Source organism: Micromonospora radicis, assembly GCF_003583405.1.
Taxonomy (GTDB): domain Bacteria; phylum Actinomycetota; class Actinomycetes; order Mycobacteriales; family Micromonosporaceae; genus Micromonospora; species Micromonospora radicis.
The window spans coordinates 42599-59740 of sequence record NZ_QXEC01000005.1; the positions used below are offsets into that span (position 1 = coordinate 42599).

General features: G+C 72.1%; 12 protein-coding genes and 1 pseudogene. 12 read left to right on the forward strand and 1 reads right to left on the reverse strand.

From position 1 onward, the window contains the following. Positions 1–2: 2 nt before the first annotated feature. The 5 genes from D2L64_RS07330 to D2L64_RS07355 all read left to right on the forward strand — a co-directional run bounded on the left by D2L64_RS07330 (position 3) and on the right by D2L64_RS07355 (position 6201). Positions 3–1940 carry a fumarate reductase/succinate dehydrogenase flavoprotein subunit gene (locus D2L64_RS07330; RefSeq protein WP_119573957.1) on the forward strand — a complete coding sequence of 646 codons (1938 nt, stop codon included), beginning with the start codon at positions 3–5 and terminating at the stop codon, positions 1938–1940. Then, the gene (locus D2L64_RS07335) at positions 1937–2698 is read left to right on the forward strand and encodes a succinate dehydrogenase/fumarate reductase iron-sulfur subunit (protein ID WP_119573958.1); all 762 of its coding nucleotides are present in this window, start codon (positions 1937–1939) and stop codon (positions 2696–2698) included. Before D2L64_RS07330 ends, D2L64_RS07335 begins: the two co-directional genes overlap by 4 nt. Before the next feature lie 645 nt (positions 2699–3343). After that, positions 3344–4300: a serine hydrolase gene (locus tag D2L64_RS07345; protein ID WP_233558825.1), complete on the forward strand. Its 957-nt coding sequence runs from the start codon at positions 3344–3346 to the stop codon at positions 4298–4300. Between the two features lie 52 nt (positions 4301–4352). After that, positions 4353–5495, forward strand: coding sequence for an MBL fold metallo-hydrolase (locus tag D2L64_RS07350; protein WP_119573959.1), 1143 nt, complete (start codon positions 4353–4355; stop codon positions 5493–5495). A 55-nt stretch (positions 5496–5550) separates the two neighbouring features. Beyond that, positions 5551–6201, forward strand: coding sequence for a NeuD/PglB/VioB family sugar acetyltransferase (locus D2L64_RS07355; protein ID WP_119573960.1), 651 nt, complete (start codon positions 5551–5553; stop codon positions 6199–6201). A 10-nt stretch (positions 6202–6211) separates the two neighbouring features. Here D2L64_RS07355 and D2L64_RS07360 read toward each other — a convergent pair whose 3' ends face one another. After that, positions 6212–7723: a deoxyguanosinetriphosphate triphosphohydrolase family protein gene (locus D2L64_RS07360; RefSeq protein WP_119573961.1), complete on the reverse strand. Its 1512-nt coding sequence runs from the start codon at positions 7721–7723 to the stop codon at positions 6212–6214. On the opposite strand from D2L64_RS07360, the pseudogene D2L64_RS07365 reads away from it, so the two are divergent. The 7 genes and pseudogenes from D2L64_RS07365 (at position 7722) to D2L64_RS07395 (ending at position 17114) form a co-directional block, all read left to right on the forward strand. Further along, positions 7722–10179 (forward strand): annotated as a pseudogene (locus D2L64_RS07365) (Tex family protein). The gene D2L64_RS07360 and the pseudogene D2L64_RS07365 overlap by 2 nt on opposite strands. A 76-nt stretch (positions 10180–10255) precedes the next feature. Next, the gene (locus D2L64_RS07370; RefSeq protein ID WP_233558827.1) at positions 10256–10687 is read left to right on the forward strand and encodes a hypothetical protein; all 432 of its coding nucleotides are present in this window, start codon (positions 10256–10258) and stop codon (positions 10685–10687) included. A gap of 142 nt (positions 10688–10829) precedes the next feature. Further along, on the forward strand, positions 10830–12008 hold the full coding sequence (locus D2L64_RS07375) for a DegT/DnrJ/EryC1/StrS family aminotransferase (RefSeq protein WP_119573964.1): 1179 nt from the start codon (positions 10830–10832) through the stop codon (positions 12006–12008). A 241-nt stretch (positions 12009–12249) separates the two neighbouring features. Beyond that, the gene (locus D2L64_RS07380) at positions 12250–12885 is read left to right on the forward strand and encodes a sugar transferase (RefSeq protein WP_119573965.1); all 636 of its coding nucleotides are present in this window, start codon (positions 12250–12252) and stop codon (positions 12883–12885) included. A gap of 58 nt (positions 12886–12943) precedes the next feature. Then, positions 12944–14278 (forward strand): lipopolysaccharide biosynthesis protein, encoded by a 1335-nt coding sequence (locus D2L64_RS07385; RefSeq protein ID WP_119573966.1) that lies wholly within the window; start codon positions 12944–12946, stop codon positions 14276–14278. A gap of 34 nt (positions 14279–14312) precedes the next feature. Next, complete coding sequence (locus tag D2L64_RS07390; RefSeq protein WP_233558829.1) at positions 14313–15593, forward strand: glycosyltransferase family 4 protein; 1281 nt, start codon at positions 14313–14315, stop codon at positions 15591–15593. A gap of 144 nt (positions 15594–15737) precedes the next feature. Beyond that, on the forward strand, positions 15738–17114 hold the full coding sequence (locus tag D2L64_RS07395) for a UDP-glucose dehydrogenase family protein (RefSeq protein WP_119573967.1): 1377 nt from the start codon (positions 15738–15740) through the stop codon (positions 17112–17114). The last annotated feature ends 28 nt before the right edge of the window (positions 17115–17142 follow it).

The following is a 17142-nucleotide window of genomic DNA, read 5'->3' on the forward strand; positions in this document are numbered from 1 at the left end:
CCATGGATCTCTTCACCGAGGGCGACCCGATCGCCGACACCAGGGCCCCCGACGGCCCGATCGAGACCCGCTGGGAACGCCGCCGCTTCGAGGCCAAGCTGGTCAACCCGGCCAACCGCCGCAAGATGACGGTGATCGTGGTCGGCACCGGCCTGGCCGGTGGCGCCGCCGCCGCCACGCTGGGCGAGCAGGGCTACCGGGTGAAGTCGTACTGCTACCAGGACAGCCCGCGTCGGGCCCACTCGATCGCCGCGCAGGGCGGCATCAACGCCGCCAAGAACTACCGCAACGACGGCGACTCGGTGCACCGGCTCTTCTACGACACGGTCAAGGGCGGCGACTTCCGCTCCCGCGAGTCGAACGTGCACCGGCTGGCCGAGGTCTCGGTCAACATCATCGACCAGTGCGTGGCGCAGGGCGTGCCGTTCGCCCGCGAGTACGGCGGCCTGCTGGACACCCGTTCCTTCGGCGGCGCCCAGGTGCAACGCACCTTCTACGCCCGGGGCCAGACGGGGCAGCAGTTGCTGCTCGGCGCGTACCAGGCGCTGGAGCGGCAGATCGGCCTGGGCAACGTGGAGATGAACGCCCGGCACGAGATGCTGGAGCTGATCGTCGTCGACGGCAAGGCCCGGGGCATCGTGGTCCGGGACATGGTCACCGGCGAGATCACCACGGAGTTCGCCGACGCGGTGGTGCTCGCCTCCGGCGGCTACGGCAACGTCTTCTACCTCTCCACCAACGCCAAGGGCTGCAACGTCACCGCCACCTGGCGGGCGCACCGCAAGGGCGCCTACTTCGCCAACCCCTGCTACACCCAGATCCACCCGACCTGTATCCCAGTCTCCGGCGACCACCAGTCGAAGCTGACCCTGATGAGCGAGTCGCTGCGCAACGACGGCCGGGTGTGGGTGCCGAAGGTCAAGGGCGACGACCGCAACCCCCGCGACATCCCCGAGGACGAGCGGGACTACTACCTGGAGCGGATCTACCCCTCCTTCGGCAACCTGGTACCCCGGGACATCGCCTCCCGGGCCGCGAAGAACGTCTGCGACGAGGGCCGCGGTGTCGGCCCGACCAAGCTCGGCGTCTACCTCGACTTCGCCGACGCCATCAACCGGCTCGGCCGCAAGGCCATCGAGGCCAAGTACGGCAACCTGTTCGAGATGTACGAGCGGATCACCGGTGAGGACCCGTACGAGGTCCCGATGCGGATCTACCCCGCCGTGCACTACACGATGGGTGGCCTCTGGGTCGACTACGACCTGCAGTCGACCATCCCCGGCCTGTTCGTGATCGGCGAGGCGAACTTCTCCGACCACGGCGCCAACCGGCTCGGCGCCTCGGCGCTGATGCAGGGGCTGGCCGACGGGTACTTCGTGCTGCCGAACACGGTCGCCAACTACCTGGCCGACGGCCCGTTCGAGAAGGTCGACGGCAGCCACCCGGCGGCCGTGGAGGCGCGCCGCGACGTCGAGGACCGGATCCAGCGGCTGCTCGCGATCAACGGCGACCGGACGGTGGACTCGTTCCACCGCGAGCTGGGCCAGATCATGTGGGAGCACTGCGGCATGGAGCGCTCCGAGGCCGGGCTACGCAAGGCGATCGACGAGATCCGGGCGCTGCGCGACCAGTTCTGGCAGCGGGTACGCATCGTCGGCGACGCCGACGGGCTCAACCAGTCGCTGGAGAAGGCCGGCCGGGTGGCCGACTTCTTCGAGCTGGCCGAGCTGATGTGCATCGACGCCCTGCACCGGGAGGAGTCCTGCGGCGGTCACTTCCGGGCCGAGCACCAGACCCCCGACGGTGAGGCCCAGCGCGACGACGACAACTTCGCCTACGTCGCGGCCTGGGAGTTCACCGCCACCGGGCAGCCCTCGGTGCTGCACAAGGAAGACCTGACCTTCGAATACGTCCACCCCACGCAGCGGAGCTACAAGTGAACCTGACCCTGCGCATCTGGCGCCAGTCCGGCCCCGAGGACAAGGGTCGGATGGTGACCTACCAGGTCGACGACGTCTCGCCGGACATGTCGTTCCTGGAGATGCTCGACGTACTCAACGAACGACTCATCCTCGCCGGCGAGGAGCCGGTCGCCTTCGACCACGACTGCCGTGAGGGCATCTGCGGCATGTGCGGCCTGATGATCAACGGCGACGCGCACGGGCCGCAGCGCGGCACCACCGCCTGCCAGCTACACATGCGGCAGTTCTCCGACGGCGACACCATCGACATCGAGCCGTGGCGGGCCCGGGCCTTCCCGGTCATCAAGGACCTGGTGGTCAACCGCAACGCCTTCGACAAGATCATCGCTGCCGGCGGGTACATCACCGCGCCGACCGGCAGCGCGCCGGAGGCCCACTCGGTCCCGGTGGCCAAGGCCAACGCGGACGCCGCCTTCGAGTCGGCCGCCTGCATCGGCTGCGGCGCCTGCGTCGCGGCCTGCCCGAACGGCTCCGGCATGCTGTTCACCGCCGCCAAGGTCACCCAGCTCGGGCTGCTGCCGCAGGGCCAGCCGGAACGGCACACCCGGGTGATCGGCATGGTCGACGCGCACGACGAGGCCGGCTTCGGCGGCTGCACCAACGCCGGCGAGTGCACGGTGGTCTGCCCGAAGGGCATCCCGCTGACCACTATCGGCCGGCTGAACCGCGACTACCTGGCGGCCACCGCCAAGCGGGGCGACACCCCCGGCACCTGATCCGCCGACACCGCACCACGACCGACCGGCCGCCGCTGCCCCCGTGGGCACGGCGGTCGGCTCGTCCTTCTGCCAGGTGTGCGCACTCGACACTGTCGAGCTGAACCGCCTGAGCTATCGCACGGCAGTAGCGCCGCCCGCCGAGGTGCTGCCCGTCGAGGAACGTCCGAGCCTCCGTTGCCGGCCGGCCGGTTCGCACCCGTCCGGCTGACGCCCGCGGCTGGCTGGCCTCCGGGCCGGCTACCGGCCCAACATCAACAGAACCGTTCACGCCATCAGCTCGACAGGGCCGACACCCGTGCCGAGGCACCGCCCCGAAGCGGCCCGACCACCCCCGACAGCGCCCGCCGTCGGGCCAGGCAGGCCGGTTGAACAGCGCTGATCGGGGTAGCAGTCCGGCTACGCGACAAGCCCGGAGGGAACCGCATGCGGGCGCTGACGTGGCAGGGCAGGCGGGACGTACGGGCCGAGGAGGTCCCCGGCCCGAAGATCGAGGAACCGGCCGACGCGATCGCGCTCGCGGGGACCGACGGGAGAGACGATTGACCATCCGAGTGAACCGCAGAACCGCGCTCGGCCTGGGCACCGTGGCCACGGCCGGCACCGTGTTCGGCCCGGCCGTGCCGGCCTCCGCTGATCCCGGCCGTGCCGACCTCCGCTGATCCCGGCCGGGCCGCCAGCGATCCCGGGCCGGCCGGTGGAGGCGGTGTACGGAAACGGGTCGCCGAACGCATCGGTGCCGCGTACCGCCGGGAGCGCACCCGGGCCGGCGGCGACTGGCAGGCGTACGTCAGCCTCGCCGGCCCGGCCGGCGGTGCCCCGGCGGTCGCGGTGGCCGAGTCGCCGGACCGCCGGACCGCGGCGTACAGCGTGAACAAGATCGCCGTGGCGGTCGCGGTGCTGGACAAGGTCGACCGGGGCCTGCTCACCCTCGACCAGCAGGTGGAGGTGAGCGCCGCGATCGTGGTGCCCGGCGGCGACGGCATCTTCAGCCTCGCCGGCGCCTACCCCAGTCAGGTCACGCTCGGCCACGTGCTGGCGAACCTGCTGACCGTCTCCGACGACACCGCCGTACGGCTGTGCGGGCTGGTCTGCCCGGCCGCCGAACTGAACCAGATCCTGCTGGCCAAGGGCTTCCCCAACACGCAGGTCCAGCCGGTGGCCGACCCGAACCGGTTCTACCTCGGCACCAGTACGCCCCGGGAGACGCACGACCTGCTCCGGGCGCTCGTCGCCGGTGCGTTGCTCAGCCCGGCCTCGACAGACCTCGTGCTGCGGCTGCTGCGCTCGCCGGTGGCGTGCACCGACGGCATCCGGCGGGAGATGTCCTCGGCCGAGCGGTCCCGCATCGCCACCAAGGCCGGCTGGTTCGCCGACGCCCGGCACGAAGCCGGCGTGATCTTCGACACCGCGGGCGCTCCGTTGGTGACGTACGCGCTCTTCGCCGACGGCCAGCCCGGCGCCGACGACTACGGCGCCACCCATCCCGCGGTGCAGGCCCGCGCCCGCTTCGGACGTCGGATACTGGAGCTCACCGCCGCTGTCGCTGGCAGCGGCGGCACCCACCGGGTGCGGCCGTACCGTCCCAGCAACGGCGGCTGAACCCGACGGCGAGGGCTAACGTGGACCCCGAGGCACGGGCGGAGGGGGACACATGCGGGCGCCGAAGGAGCCGACACAGTCGGGGACCGGCCCACGGGTCGGCGGATCGCTGGCGGGCCTGCTGGCGTTGGCCGGACTGGCCTGGGCGGCCCGTAACGTACCCGCCGCCCTCGGCGGCCGGCTGGCCGGCGCCCGCGCCGAACGGGCCGCCCGGTCCCCGCAGTTCCGCGACGGTGTCTTCCACAACCGGGCCGACACCCGGACCATGGTCCCCGCGCCCGACCGCAACCTGGTCCGAGAGCTGATCTTCGGTAAGCAGCGGCGCCGGCCGACCGCGCCGGTGCCGCTGGTGCGGCCGACCGCCGGACCGGCGGTCGACCCGGCCCGCGAGCTGAACGTGGTCTGGTACGGCCACGCCTCTGCCCTGATCGAGATCGAGGGGCGGCGGGTACTGATCGACCCCGTCTGGAGCGAGCGGTGCTCACCGTCGGCGTCGGTGGGCCCGCGCCGCCTGCACGAGCCGCCGGTACGCCTCGACGAACTGCCCCGGCTCGACGCGATCCTGATCTCGCACGACCACTACGACCACCTGGACATGGCCACCGTGCAGGAGCTGACGGCGCGGCAGAGCGCACCGTTCCTGGTGCCGCTGGGCGTCGGCGCCCACCTCGACCGGTGGGGGGTGCCCGCCGACCGGATCGTCGAACTGGACTGGGGGCAGACCCACCGGGTGGCCGACCTGGAGATCACCTGCACCGCGGCGCAACACTTCTCCGGGCGCGGGCTGCGTCGCAACGGCACGCTCTGGAGTTCCTGGGTGGTGGCCGGCCGGCAGCGCCGGGTCTACTACACGGGGGACTCCGGCTACTTCGCCGGGTACGCCGAGATCGGCGCCGAGCACGGTCCGTTCGACGTGACGCTGGTGCAGATCGGCGCGTACGACCGGGCCTGGCCGAGCATCCACATGTTCCCCGAGGAGGCGGTCTCCGCCCACCTGGATCTGCGCGGCGGGCTGTTCATCCCGGTGCACTGGGCGACGTTCAACCTAGCGGTGCACGACTGGTCCGAGCCGGTGGACCGGCTCTGGGCCGAGGCGAAGGCGCGCGACGTCCGGCTGGCGGTGCCGCGTCCGGGCGAGCGGGTGGTGGTCGACGACCCGCCACCGGTCGACGGCTGGTGGCAGTCCGTCGCCTGAGACTCACCGAACGACGGTCGGCCACCCTACGCGCACAGCCGACTACGCTGAGCGGGTGACGACAAGTGTCGACCTCGTCGTCGTCGGTTGCGGCGGCCACGGTAGGGAGATCGCCCAGGTGGCGGCGGCGATCAACGAGGCCGCCGGCCGGCAGGTGTGGCGGCTGGTGGGTTTCGTCGACGACGCCCCCTCGGACCGCAACCGCAAGCGGGCCGAGCTGGCCGGTGCGCCGTACCTCGGCACGCTGGCCACGCTCGGGCAGCTGCCCCCACAGACCCACGTCACGCTGGGCCTCGGCGACCCGCGGGTACGCCGCGCCGTGGCCGGTCGGATCGACGTACTCGGCCTGCCCGTGGCCAGCCTGGTGCATCCGGACGCCACCGTCGGCACCGACCTCGTGTCGGCCGAGGGGCTGGTGGTGTTCGCCGGTGCCCGGATCACCACCAACGTCACCGCCGGGCGGTATCTGCACGTCAACCAGAACGCCACCCTCGCCCACGATTGTGCGGTCGGCGACCACGTCTCGCTGCACCCGCTCGCCGCCGTTTCCGGCGAGTGTCACCTCGGCACCGCCGCGTTGATCGGCGCGGGCGCCGTGGTGCTGCCCGGGTTGCGGGTCGGCGCGGGGGCGACGGTCGGCGCCGGTGCGTGCGTCGTGCGGGACGTGCCGCCGGAGAGCGTGGTCAAGGGCGTGCCGGCACGCTGAGCCCGACCTCTCACAGCACGAAGGCGTCGGTCCACAGGGCGCCGGAGCGGCCGGAGAGCGCGTCCAGCATCGCGACGGCCTGCCCGTCGGTCAACTGGGCAACGAAGTCGACGATGGCCCGGCCGCGGGCCTTGCCGACCCGGTCCGGGGTACGCGGGTGCAGCTCCGCCTCGGCCAACTCCACCAGGTCGTGCAGGCGCCGGGGCAGCCGGGACTCCTCCTCCGGGTCGAGCAGCCACTCCAGCAGCGCCTCCACCAGGGTGCCGAGCAGGCGGGCCTGGCCCCGCTGGTGCAGCGCCAGGTCGGGGCGGGCGAGCACGAACCGGTGGTGGACGAACTTCAGCACCTGCACCTCGTGCCACTGCGCCGGGGCCAGCAGCACGTGGCCGGAGCGCATCGTCGGCTGCTCGACCACGGTGATCGCGTCGACGAACCGGGTGGTCCAGCGGGCGGAGAAGCGGGCCACGTACTGCTCCGCCTCGATCGAGCCGTCGAACGGCACGGCGAGCAGCCCGTCGACGAGTTCCTCCCGGACGTGCTCGACGGCGGCGGCGAACGCCTCGTCGTCGGCTATCCAGCCGTCCTTGCGGTGCAGTTGCCGGCGCAGTCGCTCGATCGACGCGCCGGGGCGGCGGGCCGAGGTGATCAACGCCGCGTCGGTGATGGCCCGCAGGTGGCCGCCCTCGCGCTGCCAGGCCATCAGCTCGGCGGCCACCGCGCCCTGCTGGAGCACCCCGACCCGATAGAAGTCCTCCACGTCGTGGATGGCGTACGCGATGTCGTCGGCGGTGTCCATCACAGACGCCTCTACGGTCTGCTGCCAGTCGGCGATCCGGCCGACGAACGGGGCCCGGGCCTGCCGCAGGTCGTCCAGCTCGGTGCGGTACGCCCCGAACTTCGCCGAACCGCTGTCCGGATCGTCGGGCGGCGGGGCGGCCCCCCGCGGCGGCGGGTCCAGCAGGCGCGGGTGCGGGTCGGGATGGTCGAGCCGGGTCCACGGGTACTTCAGCATCGCCGCCCGGACCGCGGCGGTCAGGTCCAGCCCGGTGGTGGCCGCGCCACGGATCTCGGTCGAGGTGACGATCCGGTACGACTGGGCGTTGCCCTCGAAGCCGTCGGTGAGGCCGAGGCGGTGCCGGGCGAGCCGGTCCAGCACCCGCTCCCCCAGGTGTCCGAAGGGCGGGTGGCCGAGGTCGTGGGCGAGCGCGGCGGCCTCCACCACGTCCGGGTCGCAGCCGCCCAGCTTCTCCACCAGGTCGCGTTGCCACCCGTCGACGGTGAGGCGTTCGGCGATCGCCCGGGCCACCTGGGCGACCTTGAGGCTGTGGGTGAGCCGGTTGTGCACCAGCAGCCCGGATCCGCCCGGGCTGACCACCTGGGTGACGCCGCCGAGCCGGGTGAAGAACGGCGAGCCGACGATGCGGTCCCGGTCGGCCCGGAACGGGCTGGTCGCGAGGTCGCCGAGGGCCCGTGCGCTGCCGCCGAAGAGGCGCCGCGCCCGGGGCTCCACAGGTGGTTCCATGATCGCCACGGTAGCCCGGCAGAATGCACCACGGAACCCACACCCGAAGGCGGAGCGACATCGTGACCCTCTCTGTTCATCAGCGCATCGCCGAGGAACTCGGCGTCGCCGAGCGCCAGGTACGCGCGGCCGTGGAGCTGCTCGACGGCGGTGCGACGGTGCCCTTCATCGCGCGGTACCGCAAGGAGGCCACCGGGCTGCTCGACGACACCCAGCTGCGTACGCTCGAGGAGCGGCTGCGCTACCTGCGCGAGTTGGACGAGCGGCGCGCGGCGGTGCTGGAGTCGATCCGCACCCAGGGCAAGCTCGACGAGGCCCTCGAAGCGCAGATCATGGCGGCCGACTCGAAGTCCCGCCTGGAGGACATCTACCTGCCGTACAAGCCGAAGCGGCGCACCCGGGCGCAGATCGCCCGCGAGGCCGGGCTGGAGCCCCTCGCGGACACGCTGCTCGGCGACCCGTCGCGGGACCCGCGGGAGACCGCCGCCGGCTTCGTCGACGCCGACAGGGGGGTGGCCGACGCGGCTGCCGCGCTGGACGGTGCCCGGGCCATCCTGATCGAGCGGTTCGCCGAGGACGCCGACCTGATCGGCACCCTGCGCGAGCAGATGTGGTCGCGGGGCCGGCTGGTGGCGAAGGTACGCGAGGGCCAGGAGAGCGCCGGGGCCAAGTTCGCCGACTACTTCGACTTCGCCGAGCCGTACCCGAAGCTGCCCTCGCACCGGATCCTGGCGATGTTCCGGGGCGAGAAGGAGGGTGTGCTCGACCTGACCATGGCGCCCGAGGCGGACGACGCCGCCGACGCGGCCGGCACCGGCCCGACCCGGTACGAGGCGGCGATCGCCGGCCGGTTCGCGGTGAGCGACCAGGGCCGGCCGGCCGACCGGTGGCTGGCCGACACGGTGCGCTGGGCGTGGCGGACCCGCATCCTCATCCACCTCGGGGCCGACCTGCGGATGCGGCTGTGGCAGGCGGCCGAGGAGGAGGCCGTCCGGGTCTTCGCCACCAACCTGCGTGACCTGTTGCTGGCGGCGCCGGCCGGGGCGCGGGCGACGATGGGGCTGGACCCGGGCCTGCGGACCGGCGTGAAGGTCGCCGTGGTGGACGCCACCGGCAAGGTGGTCGCCACCGACACCATCTACCCGCACGAGCCACGCCGGCAGTGGGACGCCTCGATCGAGACCCTGGCCCGGCTCGCTGCGGCGCACCAGGTCGAGCTGGTGGCGATCGGCAACGGTACGGCCAGCCGGGAGACCGACAAACTGGCCGGTGACCTGATCAAGCGGTTCCCGCAGCTCGGGCTGACCAAGATCGTGGTCTCCGAGGCGGGTGCGTCGGTCTACTCCGCCTCCGCGTACGCGGCGCAGGAGCTGCCCGGGCTGGACGTGTCGCTGCGCGGTGCGGTCTCGATCGCCCGGCGGTTGCAGGATCCCCTCGCCGAACTGGTCAAGATCGATCCGCGTTCCATCGGGGTCGGGCAGTACCAGCACGACCTGTCCGAGGTGAAGCTCTCCCGCTCGTTGGACGCGGTCGTCGAGGACTGCGTCAACGCCGTCGGGGTGGACGTCAACACCGCGTCGGCTCCCCTGCTGACCCGGGTCTCGGGCATCGGCGCCGGGCTGGCGGAGAACATCGTGCTGCACCGGGACGCCAACGGGCCGTTCCGCACCCGGGCCGAGCTGAAGAAGGTGGCCCGGCTGGGGCCGAAGGCGTTCGAGCAGTGCGCCGGCTTCCTGCGCATCCCCGGCGGCGCCGACCCGCTGGACTCCTCCAGCGTGCACCCGGAGGCGTACCCGGTGGTCCGGCGGATCCTCGCCTCGACCGGTCAGGACCTGCGGTCGGTCATCGGCCGCAGCGCCATCCTGCGAGGGCTGCGGGCCACCGACTTCGTCGACGACACGTTCGGCCTGCCCACCGTCACCGACATCCTCGCCGAGTTGGAGAAGCCGGGCCGCGACCCGCGACCGGAGTTCAAGACGGCCACCTTCGTCGAGGGCGTCGAGAAGATCGGCGACCTGACCCCGGGCATGGTCCTGGAGGGGGTGGTCACCAACGTGGCCGCCTTCGGTGCCTTCGTCGACGTCGGGGTGCACCAGGACGGCCTGGTGCACGTGTCGGCGATGTCCCGCAACTTCGTCAAGGACCCCCGCGAGGTGGTCAAGTCCGGCGACGTGGTCAAGGTCAAGGTGCTGGAGGTCGACGTACCCCGCAAGCGCATCTCGCTGACCCTGCGGCTCGACGACGACCTCCCGACCGGCGACGGCGCCCGCCGGGAGCGCGGTGGACAGGGTGGCGCAGCACGCGGTGGTCAGGGTGGGTCGCGCGGCGGCCAGGGCGCGTCCCGTGCCGACCGCGGCTCCCGGGGCGGTCCGCAGCAGCGGCAGGGGCGCGGTGGTACGCCGCCGCCGGCCAACGACGCGATGGCGGAGGCGCTGCGCCGCGCCGGTCTGGCCTGAGTCGACGCCGCCGAGCCGGGGCCCGCGTCCGACGCGGCGCCCGCTCGGCGGCCGGTGACGGCGTACCGTGGCCGGCGTGACGGATGACGGGCCGCAGTGGCAGGAGCGGCAACGACGAGCGGTCCAGGCGCACGCGGCGGCCGACGCGCGGCAGCGGGCGGCGGAGCAGGCCGAGGCCGCCGGGTTGGTGGCCCGGTTCGCCGCCGAGGCGAACCGCCGGGGCCTGCGTACCACCGCCCTGGCCGTCCGCTCCTACGACGGTCGTTCCCGCTACCGCACCCGGCTGACCGGCTGGTACGTGGACCGGGCCCACAGCCGGGCGGTCGACCCGGCGGGACGCTTCTACCTGTTGACCGTGCCGGCCAGCCTGCGGGCACGGCTGTTCGGCGCCGACCCGCGGCCGGCCCCGGCGCCGCTGGTCGTCGGGCGGGGCGGCCGCGACGGTGAGTCGATCCCCCTGCGCGACCTGCTCGACCGGCGTCTCGACGCCGGTGACGACTGGGGCTGACCGTCGGACATCCGGCGGAAAACGGAAACGTGAAACGCGAACGGAAATCTTGGTTGCATTCAGGCAACACCGGCAACCCGCTGCCTCGTTGTCCCTCCCGAAGACGGACAGGGTCGACACCCGGCGACGACGGGGGCTGCGCATGGCGGTACGTGAACGGGAGAACGCGAGCCGAGGGTCGGTGGAGCAGATCGCGGAGCGGATCCTGCTCTCGCCACCAGACGTCGGGCCACTGGAAGAGTCATACCTGATCAGCGCGCTGCGTTCCGGGTGGGTCGCGCCGGTCGGCCCGGAGGTCGACGCGTTCGAGCGGGAGATCGCCGCGCGGACCGGGCGGTCCCACGCCGTGGCGCTCTCCTCCGGCACCGCCGGCCTGCACCTGGCTCTGCTCGCGCTCGGTACGCGCCCCGGTGACGTGGTCGTCGTACCCACGCTCACGTTCGTCGCCACCGCCAACGCCGTCGTCTACACCGGCGCCGAGCCGATCTTCGTGGACTGCCAGCCGGAGACCGGCAACCTCGATCCGGACCTGCTCGAACGGACGCTGGACGAGTTGCGGCGCGCCGGCCGCCGGGTGGCGGCGGTGCTGCCGGTCGACATGTTCGGCCAGTGCGCCGAGTACGACCGCATCCTGCCGATCTGCGCGGCGGCCGGGGTACCCGTCGTGGAGGACGCGGCGGAGGCGCTGGGCGCGGTGCGCGGCACCGCTCCGGCCGGCTCCTTCGGCCATGCGGCGGTACTGTCGTTCAACGGAAACAAGATCATCACCACCTCCGGCGGCGGCATGCTCGTCTCCGACGACGTCGAGTTGGTCGACCGCTGCCGGTATCTGTCCACGCAGGCCCGCCAGCCGGTACCGCACTACGAGCACACCGACACCGGCTACAACTACCGGCTGAGCAACCTGCTGGCCGCCCTCGGCCGGGCCCAGCTACGTCGGCTCGACGGCATGCTGACCCGCCGACGGTCCCACCGTGAGCGCTACGCCAAGCTCTTCGCCGCCGTGCCGGGCGTCCGGCTGCTCGGCGACGGCGACACCGGCGCCAACTGCTGGTTGACCAGCATCGTCGTGGACCCCGCGCGGGCCGGTTGGCGCGCCGCCGACCTTGCCGCGCGGCTGAACTCGCTCGGCATCGAGACCCGGCCGATCTGGAAACCGATGCACCTGCAACCGGTCTTCGCCGGTGCGCACAGCGTGCTCTCCGGCGCCGCCGAGCAGCTCTTCGTCGACGGCCTCACCCTGCCCAGCGGCTCCGCGATGACCGACCGGCAGGCCGATCGGGTGGCGGCGGCCATCGGTCACTTCCTGGCCGAGCAGTGAGCGGCCCGCCGGGCGGCGAGTCCCAAACGGGTTGATCCACGCCGGCCGCCCGTCGCCTCGACGGGTATCCCGGCGGCGACGAATCGGCAACGAAAGGAATTCACGAATCTCCTGCCGATCCGCCGAACGGAAAAGACTAAACCGTTTCAGGAATTGCCGCTAACGCGAAACAAGCCACGAACGAAGCGGCCGGCTGATAAGAATTCTGATGACCGCAATGAACGGACGCCGAGGCGGAGCCATGTCAAAAAACGTGCAACTTCGAGTGAAGCGAACGTTGGACGTCGTGATCTCGCTATTGCTCCTGATACTCACCGTGCCTGTCGTGGCGATCGCGGCACTGCTGGTAAGAATCCAACTCGGTGCGCCGGTCTTCTTCGTCCAGGAGCGCAGTGGTCGCTGGCAGCGCCCATTCCGCATCCTGAAACTGCGCACCATGACCGACGAGCGCGACCACGACGGCAATCTGCTGCCCGACGGTATTCGCTGCCGCGGTGTCGGCCGGGTACTGCGCAAGCTGAGCATCGACGAACTACCCCAACTGGTGAACGTCATCCGGGGGGATCTCAGCCTGGTCGGCCCCCGACCCCTGCTACGGCGCTACGACCCCTGGTACACCGAGCGCGAGCGGCGCCGCTTCGACATCCGGCCGGGTATCACCGGACTGGCCCAGATCAACGGCCGCAACCTCACCCCCTGGGACGAACGCCTGGCCCTCGACGCGCGGTACGTCGAGGAGTGGAGCCTCTGGCTGGACGTACGCATCCTCGCCGCAACCGTGGGCAAGGTCTGCCGGGCCAGCGGTGTGGTGCTCGACTCCAGCGCCGAGCTGCTCGACCTCGACAAGGAACGGCAGCTGGCGTGGACCTCGTCCTGACCGACCCGCCACCGGTCGGGCCCGCGGCGGCGCGTCGCACCACGCTGGAATCGACCTGATGACGGTTCCCCCACCACCGCAGGCCCTGCCGTCCGCAGGACAGGTCGACCCGGCGGTCGCACGGCGCCCGGCGGCCCGATCGTCGTTGGCCACGGCCGGTTACCTGGTGGCCGCCCAGCTGGCCGTCGGGGTCGCCAGCCTGGCCATCAACGTGTTGGCGGCGCGCTCGATGGGACCGGCCGGACGCGGCAACCTGGCGCTGCTGCTGCAGATCGCCTACGTGGCCAATCTGCTCGCCATCGCCGGTACCGACCGGTCGTATCCGGCCACGGTGGTGGCCGGGCGCGGGGTACGCGGTACCTCCCTCGACACGCTTCGGCTGGTCGCCCCCGCGGCGGCGGTGGTCCTCCTGGTCGCCGGACCGGTCGTCTACGCCATCGGCACCGACGCCTCCACGGGCGCCATGCTGGTCGTCGCGGGCTTCACGGTGAGCGCCTGTGCCCTGCTCGGTACCGCGGCCCTGCGGACCGGCGCCGCGGCGAGCGGCGCGGTACGGCCGTACTTCATCGCCACCATCACCGGTCAGCTCACGCTGGTGGCGGCGGCGGGGGCGCTGACGGTCACGGGTGTGAGTTCGCCCGATGTGTGGCTGCTGGTGTACGGCCTGGCCCTCGCCACCGGCTGCGCGGTCGCGTGGCTGACCCTGCGGCGCCGACCCGACCCGCCGGACCCGCCGCACAGTCTCGCCCCGGCGCGGCGGCTCGGCCTACGGTTGCTGCCGGCGGCGATCGCCAGCCTGGTCATGCTCCGCGCCGACCGGCTGATGCTGCCCTGGCTCGGCACCTACGAACAGCTCGGCCTCTACATCGTGGTGGCCACGGTGGCCGAGTTCGCGATCTGGCCGGTGCAGAGCTGGGTCGACGCCCAGTCGCCGCGCTGGCACCAACGGTTCCTCGCCGGAAAGCTGCGTCGCACGCCCGCGCTGCTGGCGGCGGTCGGCTACGGCCTGGTCGCCGGCGCGGTCCTGCTGCTCGCCGGTCACCTGCTGGTGGTGCCGGTGTTCGGGGCCGAGTACCGCGACTCGGTGGCGCTGCTCGTGCCACTGGCCGTCGGTACCGCCTGCTACAGCGTCAGCCGGGTGGCGATCGGTCTCGGTGTCGCCACCGGCCGGGCCCGCGGTGCGCTGGTCGCCGACATCCCGGCGATGGTGGTGGCGCTCACCGCCTACCTGGTGCTGATCCCCCGGTACGGCGCGATGGGAGCGGCCACCGGCTCCGCCGTCGCGTACGGCGTCGGTGCCGTTCTCGCCCTGCTGGCCCAGGGACGTGGCGGCCGGCCGGCGATTGATACGACAGCCGATTCTTCTGGATTCTCGCGGTGGTCGCGGTCCTGAAGAAACCCGAGAAAATCCGCGTACCACATGGGAAGTGAGCACCGTGGACATCGTTTACCTGCACCAGTACTTCCGCACTCCGGAGATGTCGGGAGGCACCCGTTCGTTCGAGTTCGCCCGTCGGCTGGTCGATCGAGGTCACCGGGTGCACGTGGTGACCAGTGACACCGAGGGTCGCGGCGGCGGGTCGGAGCAGTGGCGTACGACGACCGAGGCGGGGGCGACGGTGCACTGGATCACGGTGCCGTACGGCAACGCCATGCCTTACCGGGACCGGATCCGGGCGTTCTTCCGGTTCGCCCGGCTGGCCGCCCAGCGCGCCGCCGGTCTGCCGCAGGACATCGTCTTCGCCACCAGCACACCGCTGACGATCGCGCTGCCGGCGGCCTACTCGGCCCGCCGCCGCGGGGTGCCGATGGTGCTCGAGGTGCGCGACGTCTGGCCGGAGGTGCCGATCGCGCTCGGTGCGCTGACCTCACCAGGGTCGCGGTGGGCGGCGTACCGACTGGAGAGTTGGGCCTACCGGCGGGCGCGACACGTGGTCGCCCTCTCCCCCGGCATGGCCGACAGCATCACCCGACGGTTCCCGGACGTACCGGTCACCGTCGTGCCCAACGGCTGCGACCGGGCGCTGTTCGCGTCCGCCGGTGACGCGGCGGCCGAACTCCGGCGCGGTACGCCGTGGCTCGGTGACCGTCCACTGGTGCTCTACGCGGGCACGCTGGGTTTCGCCAACCGGGTCGAGTACGTGGTGCGGATGGCGGAGGCGGCCCGGCACAGTCATCCGGAGCTGCGGTTCGCCATCGCGGGCAGCGGCGCGGAGCACGACCATGTCCGCGGGCTCGCGGGGCAGCTCGGCGTACTGGACCGGAACCTGTTCATGCTGGGCCAGATGCCCAAGGCGACGGTCACCGCCCTCTTCGGTGCCTGCGACCTGTCCCTGTCGGTCTTCCGGGACGATCCGGTGTTGCACGCCAACTCGGCGAACAAGTTCTTCGACGGGCTGGCGGCCGGACGGCCGGTCGCCGTCAACCACGAGGGTTGGATCGCCGAGACGCTGCGCGAGAGTGGTGCGGGGCTGGTCCTGCCGGCCGCGGACCCGGCCGCCGCCGCGATCATGGTCAGCGACTTCCTGGCCGACCCGGAACGGGTCGCGGCGGCCCGTCGGGCGGCGCTGCGGCTGGCGGAGTCCCGCTTCGACCGGGACCTGCTCTTCGACCGGTTCGAGAAGGTGCTCGTCGATGCGGTGAATCCCCATCGGGCACCCACGATGCGGCGTTCCGAGGAGGCCGGCGTGCCGGTGAATGACCGCTAGGTTCGCACCGTTCCCGCCCGGGGTGCCCTATCCGGAAGAGAGCCAGGAATCCGGAATCCGACCTGGAATCCTATTTTTCCGGATATAACCAATGGGCGGCATCGCCGCGTACCACCCACCGTCCTCACCTTGTCGGAGCCGCAGATGTCGACCACCACCGCAGCACTTCCCCGGCTGGCCTTCCACGGCACCGGCTATCTCGGCGCGACGTACGCGATCTGCTTCGCCGAACTCGGCTACGAGGTGATCGGGTACGACGTCGACATCAACCGGATCGCCAAACTCTCCGCCGGTGAGGTGCCGTTCCACGAGCCCGGCCTGGAGGAGGTGCTGAAGCGGAGCCTGGCCGGCGGCCGGTTGCGCTTCAGCACCAACCTCGCCGAGGTCGCCGCCTTCGGCGACGTCCACTTCATCTGCGTCGGCACCCCGCAACTCGCCGGTGGAATGGGCGCCGACCTGTCCTACGTCGAGGACGCCGTCACGGGGCTGGCCCAGCACCTGACCCGCAAGGCCCTCATCGTCGGCAAGTCCACCGTGCCGGTCGGCACCGCCGAGTGGGTGGAGCGACTCGTCGACAAGTACGCCCCCGCCGACCTGGGCGTCGAGGTGGCCTGGAGTCCGGAGTTCCTCCAGGAGGGCTTCGCCCTGCAGGACGTGCTGCGGCCCAGCCGGATCGTGGTGGGCGTCCGCAGCGAGTGGGCCAGGGAGCTGCTCGATGCCGCCCACAAGGGTGTCTGCGACCTGGCTGCCGCCGAGGGGCGCGACGTACCGGTGGTGGTCACCGACTTCGCCACCGCCGAGCTGGTCAAGGTCGCCGCGAACGCCTTCCTGGCCACCAAGATCTCGTTCATCAACGCGATGGCCGAGGTCTGCGAGGTCGCCGGCGCCGACGTCACCCAGCTGGCCCGCGCCATCGGCCACGATCCGCGGATCGGCAACCGCTTCCTCAAGGCCGGCGTCGGCTTCGGCGGCGGCTGTCTCCCGAAGGACATCCGCGCCTTCCAGGCCCGGGCGCAGGAGCTCGGCGCCGGTGAGGCACTGCGCTTCCTGCACGAGGTCGACCTGATCAACCAGCGCCGCCGTACCCGGGTGGTGCAGCTCGCCGCCGAACTGCTCGACCGTCGCTACGGCCCGGCCGGGCCCGACCTGTCCGGCGTCCGGATCGCGGTGCTCGGCGCCACCTTCAAGCCCGACTCCGACGACGTACGCGACGCCCCCTCCCTCGCGGTCGCCGCCATGCTGGCCAAGGCCGGGGCCGACGTGCACGTCTACGACCCGCAGGGCATGGCCAACGCACGCCGCGCCCAGCCGCACCTGCGCTACGCCCCCACCATGGCCGAGGCGGTCCGCGACACCAGCCTGGTCTGCGTCCTCACCGAGTGGGCCGACTTCCGCGACGCCGACCCGAACGCCCTCGGCGAGCTGGTCGCCGAGCGCCGCGTGATCGACGGCCGGAACTGTCTCGACCCCGTGCGGTGGGTCCGGGCCGGTTGGCGGTACCGCGGCCTGGGCCGGCCCTGACTGACCTCAGCGCCGGCCTGGGTCGGCC